Source organism: Canibacter zhoujuaniae, from assembly GCF_011752005.1.
Lineage (GTDB): Bacteria > Actinomycetota > Actinomycetes > Actinomycetales > Microbacteriaceae > Canibacter > Canibacter zhoujuaniae.
On sequence record NZ_JAAIJZ010000001.1, the window covers coordinates 356,966 to 371,758 of the forward strand.

18 protein-coding genes are annotated in these 14,793 nt (G+C 54.1%); 7 read left to right on the forward strand and 11 right to left on the reverse strand.

The genetic code is table 11. The features are described 5' to 3' along the window. Positions 1-17: 17 nt before the first annotated feature. On the reverse strand, positions 18-851 hold the full coding sequence (locus HCR00_RS01670; RefSeq protein WP_167142190.1) for a TrmH family RNA methyltransferase: 834 nt from the start codon (positions 849-851) through the stop codon (positions 18-20). Then, a complete protein-coding gene (locus HCR00_RS01675) occupies positions 851-1,723 on the reverse strand; it encodes an alpha/beta fold hydrolase (protein WP_166984774.1) in 873 nt (290 codons plus the stop codon). The genes HCR00_RS01670 and HCR00_RS01675 overlap by 1 nt, the downstream gene beginning before the upstream one ends. 80 nt (positions 1,724-1,803) lie before the next feature. Here HCR00_RS01675 and HCR00_RS01680 point away from each other — a divergent pair, with 80 nt between their 5' ends. Beyond that, positions 1,804-2,505, forward strand: coding sequence for an exonuclease domain-containing protein (locus tag HCR00_RS01680; RefSeq protein ID WP_166984772.1), 702 nt, complete (start codon positions 1,804-1,806; stop codon positions 2,503-2,505). 73 nt (positions 2,506-2,578) lie between these two features. Here HCR00_RS01680 and HCR00_RS01685 read toward each other — a convergent pair whose 3' ends face one another. Together HCR00_RS01685 and HCR00_RS01690 are read right to left on the reverse strand one after the other, a co-directional pair. Beyond that, positions 2,579-2,827, reverse strand: coding sequence for a type B 50S ribosomal protein L31 (locus tag HCR00_RS01685; protein ID WP_166984769.1), 249 nt, complete (start codon positions 2,825-2,827; stop codon positions 2,579-2,581). A gap of 98 nt (positions 2,828-2,925) precedes the next feature. Further along, positions 2,926-3,714: an ABC transporter ATP-binding protein gene (locus HCR00_RS01690; RefSeq protein WP_166984767.1), complete on the reverse strand. Its 789-nt coding sequence runs from the start codon at positions 3,712-3,714 to the stop codon at positions 2,926-2,928. Positions 3,715-3,790: 76 nt separating this feature from the next. Here HCR00_RS01690 and serB point away from each other — a divergent pair, with 76 nt between their 5' ends. Further along, positions 3,791-4,432, forward strand: coding sequence for a phosphoserine phosphatase SerB (gene serB / locus HCR00_RS01695; RefSeq protein ID WP_166984765.1), 642 nt, complete (start codon positions 3,791-3,793; stop codon positions 4,430-4,432). A gap of 18 nt (positions 4,433-4,450) precedes the next feature. On the opposite strand, the gene fabG is transcribed toward serB, so the two are convergent. Continuing rightward, complete coding sequence (gene fabG / locus HCR00_RS01700; RefSeq protein ID WP_243854495.1) at positions 4,451-5,170, reverse strand: 3-oxoacyl-ACP reductase FabG; 720 nt, start codon at positions 5,168-5,170, stop codon at positions 4,451-4,453. A gap of 81 nt (positions 5,171-5,251) precedes the next feature. Between fabG and HCR00_RS01705 the strand changes: the two genes are divergently transcribed. Genes HCR00_RS01705 through HCR00_RS01715 form a run of 3 tightly spaced genes read left to right on the forward strand, consistent with a single transcriptional unit; the run spans position 5,252 to position 6,740 of the window. Next, a complete protein-coding gene (locus tag HCR00_RS01705; RefSeq protein WP_166984761.1) occupies positions 5,252-5,614 on the forward strand; it encodes a DUF3099 domain-containing protein in 363 nt (120 codons plus the stop codon). 5 nt (positions 5,615-5,619) lie between these two features. Next, positions 5,620-5,841 (forward strand): hypothetical protein, encoded by a 222-nt coding sequence (locus HCR00_RS01710; protein WP_243854496.1) that lies wholly within the window; start codon positions 5,620-5,622, stop codon positions 5,839-5,841. Next, entirely contained in the window at positions 5,838-6,740 is a 903-nt protein-coding gene (locus HCR00_RS01715; RefSeq protein ID WP_243854497.1) for an SURF1 family cytochrome oxidase biogenesis protein, read from the forward strand. The genes HCR00_RS01710 and HCR00_RS01715 overlap by 4 nt, the downstream gene beginning before the upstream one ends. On the opposite strand, the gene abc-f is transcribed toward HCR00_RS01715, so the two are convergent. From abc-f to sufB, 6 genes are all read right to left on the reverse strand, one after another. Further along, complete coding sequence (gene abc-f / locus HCR00_RS01720) at positions 6,737-8,287, reverse strand: ribosomal protection-like ABC-F family protein (protein WP_424945195.1); 1,551 nt, start codon at positions 8,285-8,287, stop codon at positions 6,737-6,739. The two genes, HCR00_RS01715 and abc-f, sit on opposite strands and share 4 nt — an antisense overlap. Before the next feature lie 47 nt (positions 8,288-8,334). Next, the gene (locus tag HCR00_RS01725; protein WP_166986415.1) at positions 8,335-8,652 is read right to left on the reverse strand and encodes a metal-sulfur cluster assembly factor; all 318 of its coding nucleotides are present in this window, start codon (positions 8,650-8,652) and stop codon (positions 8,335-8,337) included. Positions 8,653-8,763: 111 nt separating this feature from the next. Beyond that, positions 8,764-9,522, reverse strand: a complete 759-nt coding sequence (sufC, locus tag HCR00_RS01730; protein ID WP_166984757.1) for a Fe-S cluster assembly ATPase SufC — start codon at positions 9,520-9,522, stop codon at positions 8,764-8,766. Continuing rightward, on the reverse strand, positions 9,522-9,857 hold the full coding sequence (locus tag HCR00_RS01735; protein WP_166984755.1) for a Rieske (2Fe-2S) protein: 336 nt from the start codon (positions 9,855-9,857) through the stop codon (positions 9,522-9,524). The genes sufC and HCR00_RS01735 overlap by 1 nt, the downstream gene beginning before the upstream one ends. Before the next feature lie 2 nt (positions 9,858-9,859). Continuing rightward, the gene (gene sufD, locus HCR00_RS01740; RefSeq protein WP_166984753.1) at positions 9,860-11,023 is read right to left on the reverse strand and encodes a Fe-S cluster assembly protein SufD; all 1,164 of its coding nucleotides are present in this window, start codon (positions 11,021-11,023) and stop codon (positions 9,860-9,862) included. Positions 11,024-11,026: 3 nt separating this feature from the next. Beyond that, positions 11,027-12,445, reverse strand: a complete 1,419-nt coding sequence (gene sufB / locus HCR00_RS01745; protein WP_166984751.1) for a Fe-S cluster assembly protein SufB — start codon at positions 12,443-12,445, stop codon at positions 11,027-11,029. A gap of 155 nt (positions 12,446-12,600) precedes the next feature. Between sufB and HCR00_RS01750 the strand changes: the two genes are divergently transcribed. Further along, positions 12,601-13,524 (forward strand): COX15/CtaA family protein, encoded by a 924-nt coding sequence (locus HCR00_RS01750; protein ID WP_167142193.1) that lies wholly within the window; start codon positions 12,601-12,603, stop codon positions 13,522-13,524. Between the two features lie 260 nt (positions 13,525-13,784). Further along, on the forward strand, positions 13,785-14,720 hold the full coding sequence (locus HCR00_RS01755; protein ID WP_167142196.1) for an Abi family protein: 936 nt from the start codon (positions 13,785-13,787) through the stop codon (positions 14,718-14,720). The last annotated feature ends 73 nt before the right edge of the window (positions 14,721-14,793 follow it).

Genomic DNA, 14,793 nt, shown 5'->3' on the forward strand with positions numbered 1-14,793 from the left:
GCGTCGCCCTTACCAAACTAGCCGGATTGGCTTTGATTTAACTGCGACACTGCGCGCAACGACCACAAGCTAAGGCTGGCGGCGTGTGCGACATTGAGTGAATCAACACCGTTTTGCATCGGAATTTTTACGAGCACATCAGAGGCTCCAAGGGCCTTTCTAGATAGACCCGGCCCCTCAGAGCCGAGTAAAAACGCCACTTTCTCAGGCGGATTACTGGCAAACTCCAGAAGATCCACTGCGTTTTCTCTTAGTGCGAGACCGGCGAGCGTAAATCCCATCTTCCGCAGCAGCGGGCCCGCCTCCTCCCACCGCGGTAGATGCGCCCATGCGACGTTAAACACGCTCCCCATACTCACTTTTATTGCGCGTCGATAGAGCGGATCCGCACACCCCTCTGTTAGTAATACTGCGTCTGCGCCGAGGCCTGCAGCAGCTCGAAATATCGCCCCCACATTTGCATGGTCTACAAGCTGATCCAGCACAACCACAGTCTTTGCATTTTGCAACAGCGGTGTGATCTCAGCAGGTCTGGGGCGATTAAACGTTGCCAATGCTCCCCTGTGCACGTTATAACCGGTAACAGCGGCAAGCTGCTCGCTCGTTCCAAGCACTATCGGAACTTTAGGATACTGCTTTATTAGAGGGGTTAAAGTATCTAGATGTTTTTCCTGCAGCAGCGCAGCGCGCGGTGTCAGCCCAGCCTGCAGCGCACGATTAATAATCTTTTCTGATTCAGCGACAAACACACCGTGCTCGACCTCTGCTTTCGAGCGCAACTGCACTTCGGTGAGGTGCACAAAATCTGCAAGCACCGCCTGCGGCGCATCTTCCCATGTCAGAATCGTCATTATTTCAGACTCTGTATGAATTTAATCGCAAGCTGCGCGGCTTCCAGAGGTGCTTCGTAGTGCACCAGGTGCCCGACTCCCCCAACAATATGAATTTGCGCTTTTGGCAGTTTATTAGCCAAGGCTAGCTGCTCAGGCAGTGCAGTAATATCATCTTTTTCGCCGACGATGAGCTGTATTGGGAGCGCAGTAGCGCCAAGCTCTTCTCCAACGGTGGTGCTAACGCTCGCTTGAAAGGCTTCAAGCAGCGAGTTTGTGTCGGCGAAATTACTGAAATAAAGGCTGTGCTGCCGGTGTATCCAACCGCGCAGTTGCCGGTCGCGAGTTTTTGCCATAATTTCGCTCATACCGCGCACAATGATGCCATTGCTCAAAAGTTTGTGCGCAATTTTCTGCGGTAGCACAGCTCCAGCCCTGTAATAGGCGATAGCGAGCTTGGTTGCTAGGGCGCGCGGCCCTTCAAGCGCCGGCGCCGAAATCGGGTTAATGAGGGTCAGCGACAGTGGCTGCAACCCCCCACCAACAGCTGCAGCAGAGACCAGTGTGCCAAACGAATGGGCAATTATGTGTGCGCCAGCGGGCGCCACAGCGTGACAGAACTGCTGCAACCAAGCGGCAAACCCAGCTATATCATGGGTGGCGTTCATAGTTGGAGTCTGACCGAACCCGGGCAGATCAGGAACAATAATGCGGTATTCACTCGCCTGTGAGCCGAGTGTTTTGAGTATTCCGTCGACTATCAAATTAAGGCCGTGGTGATCACCGCGGAAACCGTGCACAAGCACTATTGGCACCCCAGTATCAGGGCCGGTTACCCAGGCCGCAGTGGCGCCAGCCCCTGCCATCGGCACATACAAAACTTCAGTTTCCATAACCCTCTCAGTCTAGTAAGTGCGGCTTAGAGCTTTTAAGAGCGAGATAAAGTCATACACCCCCGCGTTACCATAAGTACATGTCACAAAAAGACCTAACAGCGTTTAAAAATTTCATTGCATTCGATACTGAGACAACCGGAATAGACACTGCCGCATCGCGAATTGTGAGCGCCTCAGCAACTGTTTTTGCAGCGGGCGAGGCGCAAACTACCTACGATTGGCTTATCAATCCAGGAGTTCCAATCCCGGAGCAGGCATCCAGGGTGCACGGCATAACAACTGAAATTGCCGAGCGTGACGGGCAGCACCCGGCTGAGGCAATCACAGAGATTGTGGCGCTCCTAAACTCACACGCTGATAAGGGGTATGCGATTCTGGCTTACAATGCGCCGTTTGATCTATCGATCCTTAAAAGCGAAACAAAACGCTACGGCCTTTTACCAGTCAAAGAAAACAGCACAGTTTTTGATCCGCTCGTGCTCGATAAACACTTTTGGAAGTATCGCAAAGGCAAACGCACACTCGAGGTCACCTGCGAGCACTACGGGATTACACTCAGTGCAGCTCACACAGCAGATGCTGATGCGCTCGCGGCGGGCCTGCTGATGCTGGCGATGCTGGAGAAGTTCGGTGACGCAGACGACTTCCCTAAAACACCAGCTGAACTCCATACCGCACAGGTGCGGTGGGCTGTAGAGCAGGCAGCCGATTTTGAGGCCTACCTGCACCGCATAGGCAAAACCGACGCAGTCATATCAGGCACTTGGCCGGTTAAATAAAAAGGTGCGGCGCTCAAACTCTTTGAGCGCCGCACCTGCAACAGCAGCAATAAACTGCTGTCAGCAAAAAGACTTACTGCCCGAAGCCAGCAAAACGCTGGTTGAACTTCTCAACACGACCTGCAGAGTCAAGAATGCGCTGCTTACCGGTGTAGAACGGGTGTGATGCGCTTGAGATTTCAACGTCGATAACCGGGTAGGTTTCACCGTCGAGCTCAATGGTCTTGTCGCTGGTGAGGGTTGAGCGAGTCAAAAAGGTTTCACCTGAAGCCAGATCGCGAAATACGATTGCTTCGTAGCTAGGGTGAGTTTCTTTCTTCATGATGATCCTTCTAAAGTTTGAGTTTGCGCGTGTTTACGCGAAAGTCTAAATAGCGAAGCTAATCGCACCAATAGATTAATATAGCATTTAAATTCGAGTTATGCTGCAGCAACAGCGAAATAACGGTCTGATTCGCTGCTAATTTTTAGCTCAACCCCGAATGCGGCTGACAGATTTTCTGAAGTGAGCACCTCAGAAATAGCTCCCTGCGCCTTGGGCTTGCCGTCTCGACCCAAGAGCAGCATGTGTGTGAAGCCCGGCGGGATCTCTTCCACGTGATGCGTCACCATAATCATGGCTGGGCTGTCGGGCGACTTTGCAAACCCGGAGAGCATCTGCAACAGCTGCTCACGCCCGCCCAGATCAATATTTGCGGCAGGTTCATCGAGCAACAGCAGCTCTGGATCGGTCATTACGGCGCGCGCGAGCATGACACGTTTGCGCTCACCGTCACTGAGGGTGCCGAAAGTGCGCTCTGCGAGATCGGTCAGGTGCCACTCAGCGAGCACACGGTGTGCCCGCTTTTCATCAAGCTCGTCATACTGTTCATGCCAACGGCCAGCCACGCTGTAGGCCGCAGTCAAAACAACATTAAAAACGGTCTCGTCTAGCGGAATGCGTCGCTCGTGTGCGCGGGTCACGATACCGATAGCTGTGCGCAGCTCAAAAATATCTACCCGCCCCAAGCGCTCCCCAAGCACATCTACTGTGCCTGAGGTTGGGTAGTCGCTCACACCGGCAATCTTCAGCATCGTAGATTTACCCGCACCGTTTGGACCGAGAATCACCCACCGCTGTGAGCTGTCTACCGTCCAATTAATACCGTTCAGAATCGCCCGGCCACCGCGCACGTAACGGACGTCGTCAAAATTAATGACTTTAACCATGCAATTTAGCCTACTCTGGCATTCTTAAAGAACCGTGCGGCACGCCTTAGCGTTGAACGCAAATACAATGTTAGATATGAACAAAAACGCGCCACTGGTAGTGCTCGACTGTGATTCAACCTCGATCCGCGAAGAGGTGATTGAGATTATCGCCAAGACCGCGGGATCTTATGAGGAAGTAAAAACTATCACCGATGCCGCAATGCGCGGTGAGTACGATTTTGCTGAAAGCCTGAAAGCGCGTGTCGCAACCCTTAAAGGTGTGCCAGAAAGTGTTTTCGAGCAGACCGCAAAACAGCTTAATTTCAACCCCGGTTTTACCGAGCTTGTCGAAGCAGTGCACGCGCGTAACGGGCATATTGCTGTTGTCTCTGGCGGGTTTCTAGAGGTGCTTGATCTCGTTATGCCAGCGCAAAAGGTCGACGTCTGGCATGCGAATCGGCTGACGGTTGCAGACGGCAAACTCACCGGCACTGTCAGCGGGGAGATTGTGACCGCAGCAACTAAGGCTGACTACCTGAAAAAATGGGCGGCAGAGTTTGGCACTCCCCTGTCTCACACCATTGCGGTTGGTGACGGCGCCAACGATATTGAAATGATGCGGATCGCGGCAATTAGCGTCGGCTATCAAGCAAAACCAGCTGTGCGCGAGGTCGCCGACTACTGTTTCGACGACACTCTCGCACACATTATTCCGCTGCTTGATCGCCTCGGCTAACCGCACAGCTACTAATAGCTAGTGACCCATCCCGAGACCGCCGTCGACAGGGATGACAGCGCCTGAAATGTAGGCTGCGTCGGGGCCTGCGAGGAATGATGCAACACCGGCGATTTCAGAGGCATCACCAAAACGAGCCGCAGGAATGTTTGCTAGATACTGTTTCTGCTGCGCCTCTGGCAGCACCGCAGTCATTTCAGTGTCAATAAAGCCCGGTGCGATCACGTTTGCGGTAATGTTGCGCCCGCCTAGTTCGCGAGTGAGTGAGCGCGCAAACCCGACAAGCGCAGCCTTAGATGCGGCGTAGTTTGTTTGCCCCGGCGATCCGTAGAGACCGACAACACTTGAGATCAGGATCACACGGCCAAATTTTGCGCGCAAGAATCCCATTGAGGCGCGCTTCACGACACGGAAAGCGCCGGTTAGGTTGGTGTCAATCACACCGGTAAATTCTTCTTCGCTCATGCGCATCAGCAGAGTGTCTTTAGTGATGCCGGCGTTGGCCACCACCACCTCAACCGGCCCCCATTTTTCTTCAACCTGTTTAAATGCTGCGTCAACGCTTGCAGAGTCAGTAACGTCAGCTTGCACGGTAAATGCGCCCTCGGGCCCTCCCTCACCGGAGCGTGAGGTAACCGCAACACGATGACCGTCAGCGATCAGACGCTCAGCAATAGCGCACCCAATGCCGCGATTTCCACCGGTGATTAGAACTACTCGGCCAGTCTCTTGAGCCACATTTCCTCCTCTTGTGGGATCAACCATTTTCATTAATGCTAGCTGTTCAAGGAAGGCGTACACTGAATGTGGGAGGTGGTCGTGTCGGAGTCGGTAAATATCACGAGTGTGGGCGTTGATCCTGCCGCAGATCGGGCACGACGCCAGCGTTTTTACCTGCTTTCGATGGCGATCCGCTTTGTGTGCGTTGCGTCGCTGTTTTTTCTGCCGCTGCAGCTGTCATGGTTTGCAATTGTGGGGGCGGTTGTGCTGCCCTATTTCGCGGTTATGATCGCCAACGCTGTCGCGCCAACAGTCGATGATGCTAAATTTCAGACGGTGACGCCAGCTGCGATCACCCCGGAGGCACCCAGTGCCCCAGCAGCGAGCACCCCGCACACTATTGTTGTTGATGCTTTTGCGGATCGGAAAAGCTCAGGTGAACGCATTTATGGGGAGTCTTAAGCGCTGTGATCCGCAATCTGTTTGATGAGAGTCTGCCGCGCTACACCTGTTCGCGCACGAACTGCCTCGCGCACGCAACGGCAAAGCTCCTGTGGCGCAATCCAAAAATTCACAGCAACGGTAAAACCAAAATATGGCTTGCCTGCCCTAAACACCGCGAGTATCTGTTTAACTTTTTAGCGGCAAGAGATTTCCCAGTCGAGATTGAGGAAATTACAGAACTGTGAATCGCGAACAAAATAAGTATGTCGGGTGGCGTTTTCTGTATTCACCACGGTGGATCGGCTATTACGCGATGCTGGTTATTTTCGCGGTTGCCTGTGTGCTGCTCAGTGACTGGCAGTTCAACCGTCGCGAAGAGGCGCGCGCTGAAATAGCCAGAATCGTCAATAACTATGACGCACCCGCAAAAAACCTGTCAGAGGTTTTGCGCCCCGGTGACAGCTTCGACACCGATGACATGAAGTGGTTGCCGGTTACTGTGACCGGTGAATTTGTTGGCGAGCCGCTGCTCGCACGCAATCGCCCCGGCGCTGGCGGCTCTGGCTCTGACGTGGTGCGCGCTTTTCAAGCGACCGACGGCACAGTTATTTTTGTCGATCTCGGTTGGGTCGACTATTCATTAGACGGTGACACCGCAGCCGATTTTGCCGCGCTGCCTACTCCCCCAACGGGTAAAACGCACGATTTAACAATTCGACTGCGCGCGAGTGAACCGCAAATTAAAGACCGGGTTTCAACCACTGAAACTGTTGGCACGCTCAACGTCTCTGACATGTTAGAGGTGGCAAACCGCAAGGGCCCTGCCATTAGTGAGCAACAACTGATAACCGCTGCGTATGGCATGTTTATTGCTGCTCAACCGACTGTAGAGCACGGCGCACTGCCCGACAAACCCGCGCTAGATGAGGGGCCGCATCTGTCTTACGCACTGCAGTGGATAGTTTTCATTGCGATCGCGGGATCCGGGGTGTGGTACGCGGCACGGCAGGAGTTTAAAAACTTTAACCGCGGATCCGCAAGGGTTAAACAGATGGAAGAAAAAGCGCAGGCCAAACAGCGTGCCCGTGAGGCAAAACGCGGTAAGAGCGACGCCGATATCGAAGACGAACTGTTAGACGGTTAAGCAAGCTCGATCAGATCGAGATAGTCTGCAGACCAGATGTCTTCGGTAGCTTCGGGCATAATCAGCACCCGCTCTGGGTTGAGGGCTGCAACCGCGCCCGGATCGTGCGAGACCAGCACCACTGCCCCGGTGAATGTCGCAAGCGCGTTTAGGATCTCTTCGCGGCTGGCCGGATCCAGGTTGTTTGTTGGCTCATCCAGCAGCAACACGTTTGCACTGGAAACAACCAGCGTTGCAAGCGCAAGCCTAGTTTTTTCACCGCCTGAGAGCACCCCAGCCGGCTTATGCACGTCATCGCCGGTGAAGAGGAACGAGCCGAGCACTTTGCGCGCCTCTGTTTCGGTTAAATGCGGCGAGGCAGACACCATGTTTTCAAGCACAGAGCGCTTAACATCGAGTGTTTCATGCTCTTGCGCATAGTATCCAACCTTTAAACCGTGCCCTGCTATCAGTTTGCCGGTGTCTGGCTTATCAACACCGGCGAGGATGCGCAGCAGTGTGGTTTTACCCGCGCCGTTAAAGCCGAGCACAACAACTTTGCTGCCCTTATCGATAGCCAGATCAACGCCGGCAAAAATCTCCAGCGAACCGTAAGACTTTGAGATGCTCTCAGCCATGAGCGGTGTTTTCCCGCAGGGTTGCGGATCGGGGAAACGCAGTTTTGCCACTTGGTCAACCTGCCGCACAGCCTCAAGCCCGGAGAGCATTTTCTCGGCTCTGGCGACCATCTGGTGTGCTGCGGCAGCTTTTGAGGCTTTCGCCCCAAAGCGAGCAGCCTGTTCTTTTAGCGCGCTGGCTTTCTTTTCAACATTGGCCCGCTCTTTACGGCGTCGCTCCTCGTCGGCGGCACGCTGGCGCAGATAGTGCTTCCACCCCATGTTGTAGATGTCGATAACCTGCCGGTTAGCGTCAAGATAGAAGACACGGTTTACGGTTTCGTCTACCAGCTCTACGTCGTGGCTGATGATTATGACCCCGCCTTTATAGCTGCGCAGAAACTGCCTGAGCCAGGCAATAGAGTCGGCGTCGAGGTGGTTTGTGGGCTCGTCAAGGATCATCGTGTCGGCGTCGGAAAAAAGGATCCGCGCTAATTCGATGCGTCGCCGCTGCCCACCCGACAGCTCGCCCAGTGGTTGTTCGAGCACACGATCAGGCAGCCCGAGATTGTGGGCGATCGTCGCCGCTTCGCTCTCTGCCGCATAACCGCCGAGTGTGTGCAGCTGATCCTGCAGCCGACCGAAGCGTTTCATCGCGCGTTCGGCAACCGTCGTATCGCTGCTCGACATTTGCTCTGTGGCTACCGCGAGCTGTTCGTGCAGTGTGCCCAAACCGCGCGCGTCTAAAATGCGGTTGCGTGCTATCTGTTCGGGGTCTGCGGATCGCGGATCCTGCGGCAAAAACCCGAGCTTGCCGCGCACACTCACCCGCCCCTCGCTCGCCTGTTTGTCACCGGCGAGAACTTTAGTGAGGGTGGTTTTGCCCGCACCGTTTCGGCCAACCAAGCCGATTTTGTCACCGGGGTTGACCGTGAACGAGACGTCGCTCATTAACCGTCTGGCGCCAACATCAATCGCCAGACTCTCTACTGAAATCACTAGATTGAAAAACCTAGGGCGCGCATCATGTCGCGGCCGTCATCGGTGATGCGCTGCGGAGTCCACGGCGGCATCCACACCCAGTTGATGCGGAATGCGGCAACAAGGCCGTCGAGTGCTTCAGCAATATCGTTTTCGATAACGTCAGTGAGCGGGCAGCCGGCGCTCGTCAGCGTCATTGACACAACAAGCGCGTCATTTGCTTCATCGTAGGCGAGGTCGTAAATGAGACCGAGGTCGACGATGTTTACCCCGAGTTCTGGGTCAGAAACATTTTTCAGCGCTTCAAGCGCCTGCTCTTTAAAGGCAGGATCCATATTGGCAAACTGCGGCTGAGTCAAAAAAATGCCTTTCTGTTTAATGAACTCGCTGGAGACTGATTTTACTCTGACTCCAGCGAGTTGTGAAGCACTGCTTCTTTAATCAGGTTATGCAGCAGCCTTAAGGTAGCGATCGTAGCCCTCTTCTTCAAGCTGCTCTGCAAGCTCTGGGCCGCCCTGCTCTACCATCTTGCCGTCAACAAAAACGTGCACGTAGTCGGGTTTAATGTAGCGCAGGATGCGAGTGTAGTGGGTGATCAACAGCACGCCGAGGTCGTTGCTCTCGTGCGCGCGGTTCACACCCTCTGACACGATGCGCAGCGCATCAACGTCAAGGCCGGAGTCGGTTTCGTCGAGCAGCGCAAACTTTGGCTTTAGCAGTTCGAGCTGCAGAATCTCAGCGCGCTTCTTTTCACCGCCTGAGAATCCTTCGTTCACGTTGCGCTCGAGGAATTCACCACCCATGCGCAGGTTTTCCATCGCGCCCTTCACGTCTTTCATCCAGTCGCGGATCGCCGGCGCGTTACCGTCGATAGCGGTTTTCGCGGTGCGCAGGAAGTTTGACATGGTGACGCCCGGAATTTCTACCGGATACTGCATTGCGAGGAAGAGACCGGCTTTAGCGCGCTCGTCAACCTCCATTTCAAGCACGTCTTCACCGTCTAGGGTGATTGAGCCGCTGGTCACCTCATAGTCTGGGTGGCCTGCGATGGTGGAGGCAAGGGTTGATTTGCCTGAGCCATTTGGCCCCATGATTGCGTGGATCTCACCCGAGTTAATTGTGAGATTCACACCCTTAAGAATTTCTTTCGCACCGTTGTCAGTTTCGATTGAAACATGCAGGTCTTTAATTTCAAGAGTTGCCATTAGTCGTTTTTCTCCCTGTAAATCGGAGTTGGATCAATAAGAATTTGGTTGTTTTCGATCTTCACATCAAAGACCGGGACCGGCTCATAGGCCGGCAGGTTTTGCGGCCAGCCGGTGCGCAACGAAAACTGTGAGCCGTGCGCCCAGCATTCGAGAGTGTCGTCCTCTACGAAACCTTCGCTCAATGAGATATCACCGTGGGTGCATCTGTCACCAATAGCGAAGACGTTGCCGTCGCTGTCGCGCACAACTGCGATGTGCTGGCCGGAAAGCTCAACTTTTTTGGGCGTGTTCACCTGCACCTCATCGGCTGCGCACACTGCTTCAAAGCTCATGCTTAGCGCTCCATGCTCGCAGCGATCGCAGCGTCTGAACGCGCAAGTTCAGCGTCGAGTCGCTCAGCAACTTGCGCAGCGATTTCAGCGTTGTCGATCTGCTGCACAACCTCGTTCAGGAAGCCGTGCACAACCAGGCGACGAGCTGTTAGTTCGTCGATGCCACGCGCCATCAGATAAAACAGATGCTCCTCATCGAAACGGCCGGTTGCTGATGCGTGACCGGCACCTTCAATATCGCCGCACTCAATTTCAAGATTTGGAACAGAGTCGGCGATTGGGCCGCTTCCGAGCACCAGGTTCCGGTTTTCTTCATATGAGTCGGTGCCAACAGCTTCAGGGCCGATAAGCACGTCACCGATCCACACTGTGTGCGATCCGCGCCCCTGCAGCGCACCCTTATAGCTGACGCGTGAGCGACAGTTGGGCGCCTGGTGGTTCACCCAAACCTGGTGTTCGAGGTGCTGGCCGGGATCGGCAAAGTAGAGGCCGTGCAGCTCGACGTCTGCGCCCTTGTGCACAAGGTGTGCCGACGGGTTGATGCGCACGATCTTGCCACTCAGGTTGATAACAACGTGCTTTAAGAAAGCATCACGGCCAACCTCAGCATGGTGGGCTGAAACATGAATCGCATCTTCATCCCACTCACCAATCGTGATGAGGTTGAGTTTTGCGCCGTCTCCCACTTTCACTTCAACTGTTTCGGTGAGTTTCGCGCTGCCGCTGTAAACGAGAGTGAGCACAGCCTGTGCGTGCGGTTTCACATCAATAAAAATATGGCCGCCGCTTGCTGCGGTGCCGTAATCAGACAGCCGCACAACACCCTGTTTTTCTTCTTCGCCGCTGATCTCGATGACGAGTGCTTCTTCGAAAGCGTTGTGCGCGCGCACTGCCGCACGGTCTTCTGGTTTGTAGACCGAAGCGATGCGAGCATCGTCGCGGCTTACGAATTTAGCGTCAATTCCGGCTGTTTCTCCGGCGTCTACGGTTGGTTTAGCTGCTGCCAGCTCACCGTTCAAGATTGCGTCGAGCTCTTTCACGGGAGTGTAGCGCCACTCAGCCTCACGACCGGTAACCTCCGGGAAATCAGCGAGGTCGGTTGAGCTGGGGCGCTCTGAGCGAGTTTGGATTGGTACGAACTTTTCGTCGTTGTGGTTAATACCCATTACTTAGCCGACCGATCCTTCCATATTCATTTCGATAAGTTTATTCAGCTCGAGTGCGTACTCCATTGGCAGTTCGCGTGCGATCGGCTCAATAAAGCCGCGCACAATCATCGACATTGCTTCAGTTTCGGTAAGACCCCGGCTCATCAGGTAGAACAGCTGCGCTTCGCTCACCTTGGTGACGGTTGCCTCATGGCCGAGCTGCACGTCATCAACCCGAATATCGATTGCGGGATAGGTGTCTGAGCGTGAAATACGGTCTACCAGCAGCGCATCACAGATAACGGAGTTTGCTGAATGGTGCGCATTTTCAGCGATCTTGACCTCACCGCGATAGCCGGCCCGGCCACCGCCACGCGCAATCGACTTTGACACGATTGATGACTGCGTGTGCGGCGCTAAGTGAATCATCTTTGCGCCAGCATCCTGGTGCTGACCGGGGCCTGCAAAGGCGACTGAGAGAGTCTCACCCTTGGCGTGCGCACCGGTTAAGAAGATTGAAGGATACTTCATCGTCACTTTTGAGCCGATATTGCCGTCAACCCATTCCATAGTTGCGCCCTCTTCAGCGATTGCACGCTTCGTGACGAGGTTGTACACATTGGTAGACCAGTTCTGAATTGTGGTGTAACGCACACGGGCGTTTTTCTTCACAATAATCTCAACAACAGCAGAGTGCAGTGAGTCGGTCTTATAGATTGGTGCGGTGCAGCCTTCGATGTAGTGCACGTAGCTACCCTCATCGGCAATAATCAGGGTGCGCTCAAACTGCCCCATGTTCTCAGTATTAATGCGGAAGTATGCCTGCAGCGGGATCTCAACGTGCACGCCCTTCGGAACATAAACAAAGGATCCACCAGACCACACTGCGGTATTTAGGGCAGCGAATTTGTTGTCTCCGGCAGGAATAACGGTGCCGAAATACTCTTCGAAAATTTCTGGGTGTTCTTTTAGCGCGGTGTCAGTGTCGAGGAAGATAACCCCCTGCTGTTCGAGATCTTCACGAATCTGATGGTAGACAACCTCTGACTCATACTGTGCTGCAACACCGGCAACCAGACGCTGACGCTCAGCCTCTGGGATGCCGAGGCGCTCGTAGGTGTTTTTAATATCTTCTGGCAGATCTTCCCAGGTTTGCGCCTGCTCTTCTGTCGAGCGCACAAAGTATTTGATGTTGTCAAAATCAATCTCTGAAAGATCTGCGCCCCACTGCGGCATTGGTTTGCGATCAAACAGCTGCAGTGCTTTGAGGCGACGCTGAAGCATCCATTCAGGTTCACCCTTTAAACGAGAAATATCGCGCACAACATCTTCGCTCAGGCCGCGCTTGGCGCTTGCCCCGGCTGCGTCAGAGTCGTGCCAGCCAAACTCGTACTTACCTAGCTCTTGCAGTTCGGGACGATCAATTAATACGTCTGTCATTACACCTTCCTTGCGGGCTTTTAGTCGCGGTTGCGCATAGAATAGGCACTGTTAGCGACCACGCCTTCTACTCTACCGAGCGCTGCCTGAATTTTAGGTAGGCTTGAATCAGGTTAGGCTTACCTTGCCAGACACGCGCCTAAAGGAGTTTTTCGATGTCACCTGCCACCGCCCCTGCCTCTCTTGCGGATCACGGCAACCAAGGCATCAAAAGCCCGTGGCTGAGGCGCATGGCCTGGGCTTCAATGCTTGCCAATATCGTGATTATCGGCACCGGTGGTGCTGTGCGCCTAACCGGTTCGGGGCTGGGCTGCCCGACTTGGCCGTTGTGCACTCCCGGCTCTCTGCTGCCGACAGAGGAGCTCACATGGCATTCAGCGGTTGAGTTTGGCAACCGTCTCATGACCGGGGTGCTCAGTGTGTTAGCGCTTGCTGTGCTGATTCTTGTGTGGCGTTACCGGAAGCAGCGCCCAGATCTTTTCGCGCTTGCCTGGGTCATGCTCGCGGGTGTGTTAGCGCAGGCGGTTGTGGGCGGCATTATTGTGATTACCGGGCTCAACCCGCTGATCGTCGGGTTCCACTATTTTGCCTCCATTTTGATGGTGACTGTCGGCACAGTTTTTGTGATGCGCATGACCCAAGCGCCCGGCCCGCGAGTGAAGGTTGTGAAAGACTCTATTTGGCTCACCACGACCCTGATCGCCGTGCTTAGTGTTGCGACTATTTTCGTTGGGATCATCACCACCGGGGTTGGCCCCCACTCTGGTGATGCTAACGTGCAGCGCACCGGCATTGATGCGCAGCTGCTCGCGCACATGCACGCCTGGCCGGGGTATGCGCTGCTCACAGTCACAGTTATTGGTTTGATTCTTGCCTATGCAACAAACGCTAGCACTCGCAAGTTTTTTGCCGCGCTTTTGGTGCTGCAGCTTGTGCAGGTGGCTATCGGAATTTATCAGGCTAACTTTGGGCTGCCACCGATCGCGGTTGGGGCACACATGGTGCTGGCAGCGATCCTCGCATCGATCACCACCGCAATGATTGTGCGTTCGAGCAAGCCACACTCTCTTGCAGACTGACCTAGGTTAGTTCCACTAGCGGATTCTTCTTCGAGTCCGTTGGGTTATCTCTCCCGGCTAACGCAGGCACGAATCCACCACCGCTATCACCCATACTGTTTCATGGCTTTTACCTGATCCGCACGGTATGCGCAATCTTGGTTGTGTATCATTCATGCAGTGGTATAAAATGGGTAACGATAGATCCCCGGTCAGGCCTCTCACCCATCGCGGGTGATGCACAAATGGCCGGGGCCTTTCATATCGTGGAGGCAAACCCAATGCCGAAAGAATGGTTGAGCTACGAGCAACAAGTAGAACTGCTCGGCCAGCGCGGCATGTGCTTTGATGACACAGCAGCTGCAATTAAGTTCCTTGCGAGAGTCAATTACTACCGCTTCTCAGGGTACTTCCGGTACTGGCAGCATGATCCAGCAGGCGGCAACAACCGATTCTTTGACGGCACCTCATTCGAAACTATTTGTGCACTCTATAACGCTGAGCAAGAACTTGTGAGTGTCTGCGATGAACTGCTGCACCCTCTGGAGGTTCTTCTTCGCACCCGGTTCGCTTATGCCTATGGTCGCCATGTTGGGGTAACGGGGAAGTTTGCACGCGGTGAGGGTTTCACCCAATCACCCCACCAGGATGCGATACGTGTCGAAGAACATGCGCTTTCCAATCTTGACCGCAGTAAAGAAGATTTCGTCGCTCATTACCGTGGTGAGGTCAAGCAAGGCCGTGTCTACAAGCCTGAAGCCTATGACCGCATGCCAATCTGGGTTGCAGTGGAAGCCTTCTCTTTCGGCAGCCTGTCTCGTCTCATCGAAGCTTCCACTGCCTCCGGCGTGCTTGATGATATCGCAGAATCGATGGGCACGTCGCGCAAATTACTGCCCGGTCAAGTCAAATCATTCGTATATTTACGTAACCGAGTAGCCCATTGCGCTCAGCTGTGGAACCACCGGGTGCTCGATGTTCCCGGTCTACAACCGAAGACCGCCAGACAAATCAAGCGGAATTACCGCACCTTTTCAGATCATTCAATATACAAAATTTTTGTCGCGCTTGACGATGTCGCTACCCGTTCTGGAATATCTAGCGCGTGGTTGACAGACACTATCGAGCCCATATTAAACAAGCATCCGTTGCTAGCGAAAGGGATAGCCGAGCCGGCACGCTACGGAGAACTATCTCGCGATACCCTTATCAATTAGATTTTGTGGCAGAGCTGTCGTAGCTGAAGAGATCTCTGTTGCACGGATTCAAACCATTTATCGATCTTTACAC

Bases quoted from the DNA above. Each gene is read 5' to 3' on its own strand.
- sufC (WP_166984757.1), bottom strand. From the start codon at position 9,522: ATGGCAACTCTTGAAATTAAAGACCTGCATGTTTCAATCGAAACTGAC.
- abc-f (WP_424945195.1), bottom strand. From the start codon at position 8,287: ATGAGCGACGTCTCGTTCACGGTCAACCCCGGTGACAAAATCGGCTTG.
- HCR00_RS01755 (WP_167142196.1), top strand. From the start codon at position 13,785: ATGCCGAAAGAATGGTTGAGCTACGAGCAACAAGTAGAACTGCTCGGC.
- HCR00_RS01750 (WP_167142193.1), top strand. From the start codon at position 12,601: ATGTCACCTGCCACCGCCCCTGCCTCTCTTGCGGATCACGGCAACCAA.
- HCR00_RS01690 (WP_166984767.1), bottom strand. From the start codon at position 3,714: ATGGTTAAAGTCATTAATTTTGACGACGTCCGTTACGTGCGCGGTGGC.
- sufB (WP_166984751.1), bottom strand. From the start codon at position 12,445: ATGACAGACGTATTAATTGATCGTCCCGAACTGCAAGAGCTAGGTAAG.
- serB (WP_166984765.1), top strand. From the start codon at position 3,791: ATGAACAAAAACGCGCCACTGGTAGTGCTCGACTGTGATTCAACCTCG.
- HCR00_RS01670 (WP_167142190.1), bottom strand. From the start codon at position 851: ATGACGATTCTGACATGGGAAGATGCGCCGCAGGCGGTGCTTGCAGAT.
- HCR00_RS01735 (WP_166984755.1), bottom strand. From the start codon at position 9,857: ATGAGCTTTGAAGCAGTGTGCGCAGCCGATGAGGTGCAGGTGAACACG.
- HCR00_RS01685 (WP_166984769.1), bottom strand. From the start codon at position 2,827: ATGAAGAAAGAAACTCACCCTAGCTACGAAGCAATCGTATTTCGCGAT.
- HCR00_RS01675 (WP_166984774.1), bottom strand. From the start codon at position 1,723: ATGGAAACTGAAGTTTTGTATGTGCCGATGGCAGGGGCTGGCGCCACT.
- HCR00_RS01680 (WP_166984772.1), top strand. From the start codon at position 1,804: ATGTCACAAAAAGACCTAACAGCGTTTAAAAATTTCATTGCATTCGAT.
- sufD (WP_166984753.1), bottom strand. From the start codon at position 11,023: ATGGGTATTAACCACAACGACGAAAAGTTCGTACCAATCCAAACTCGC.
- HCR00_RS01725 (WP_166986415.1), bottom strand. From the start codon at position 8,652: ATGGATCCTGCCTTTAAAGAGCAGGCGCTTGAAGCGCTGAAAAATGTT.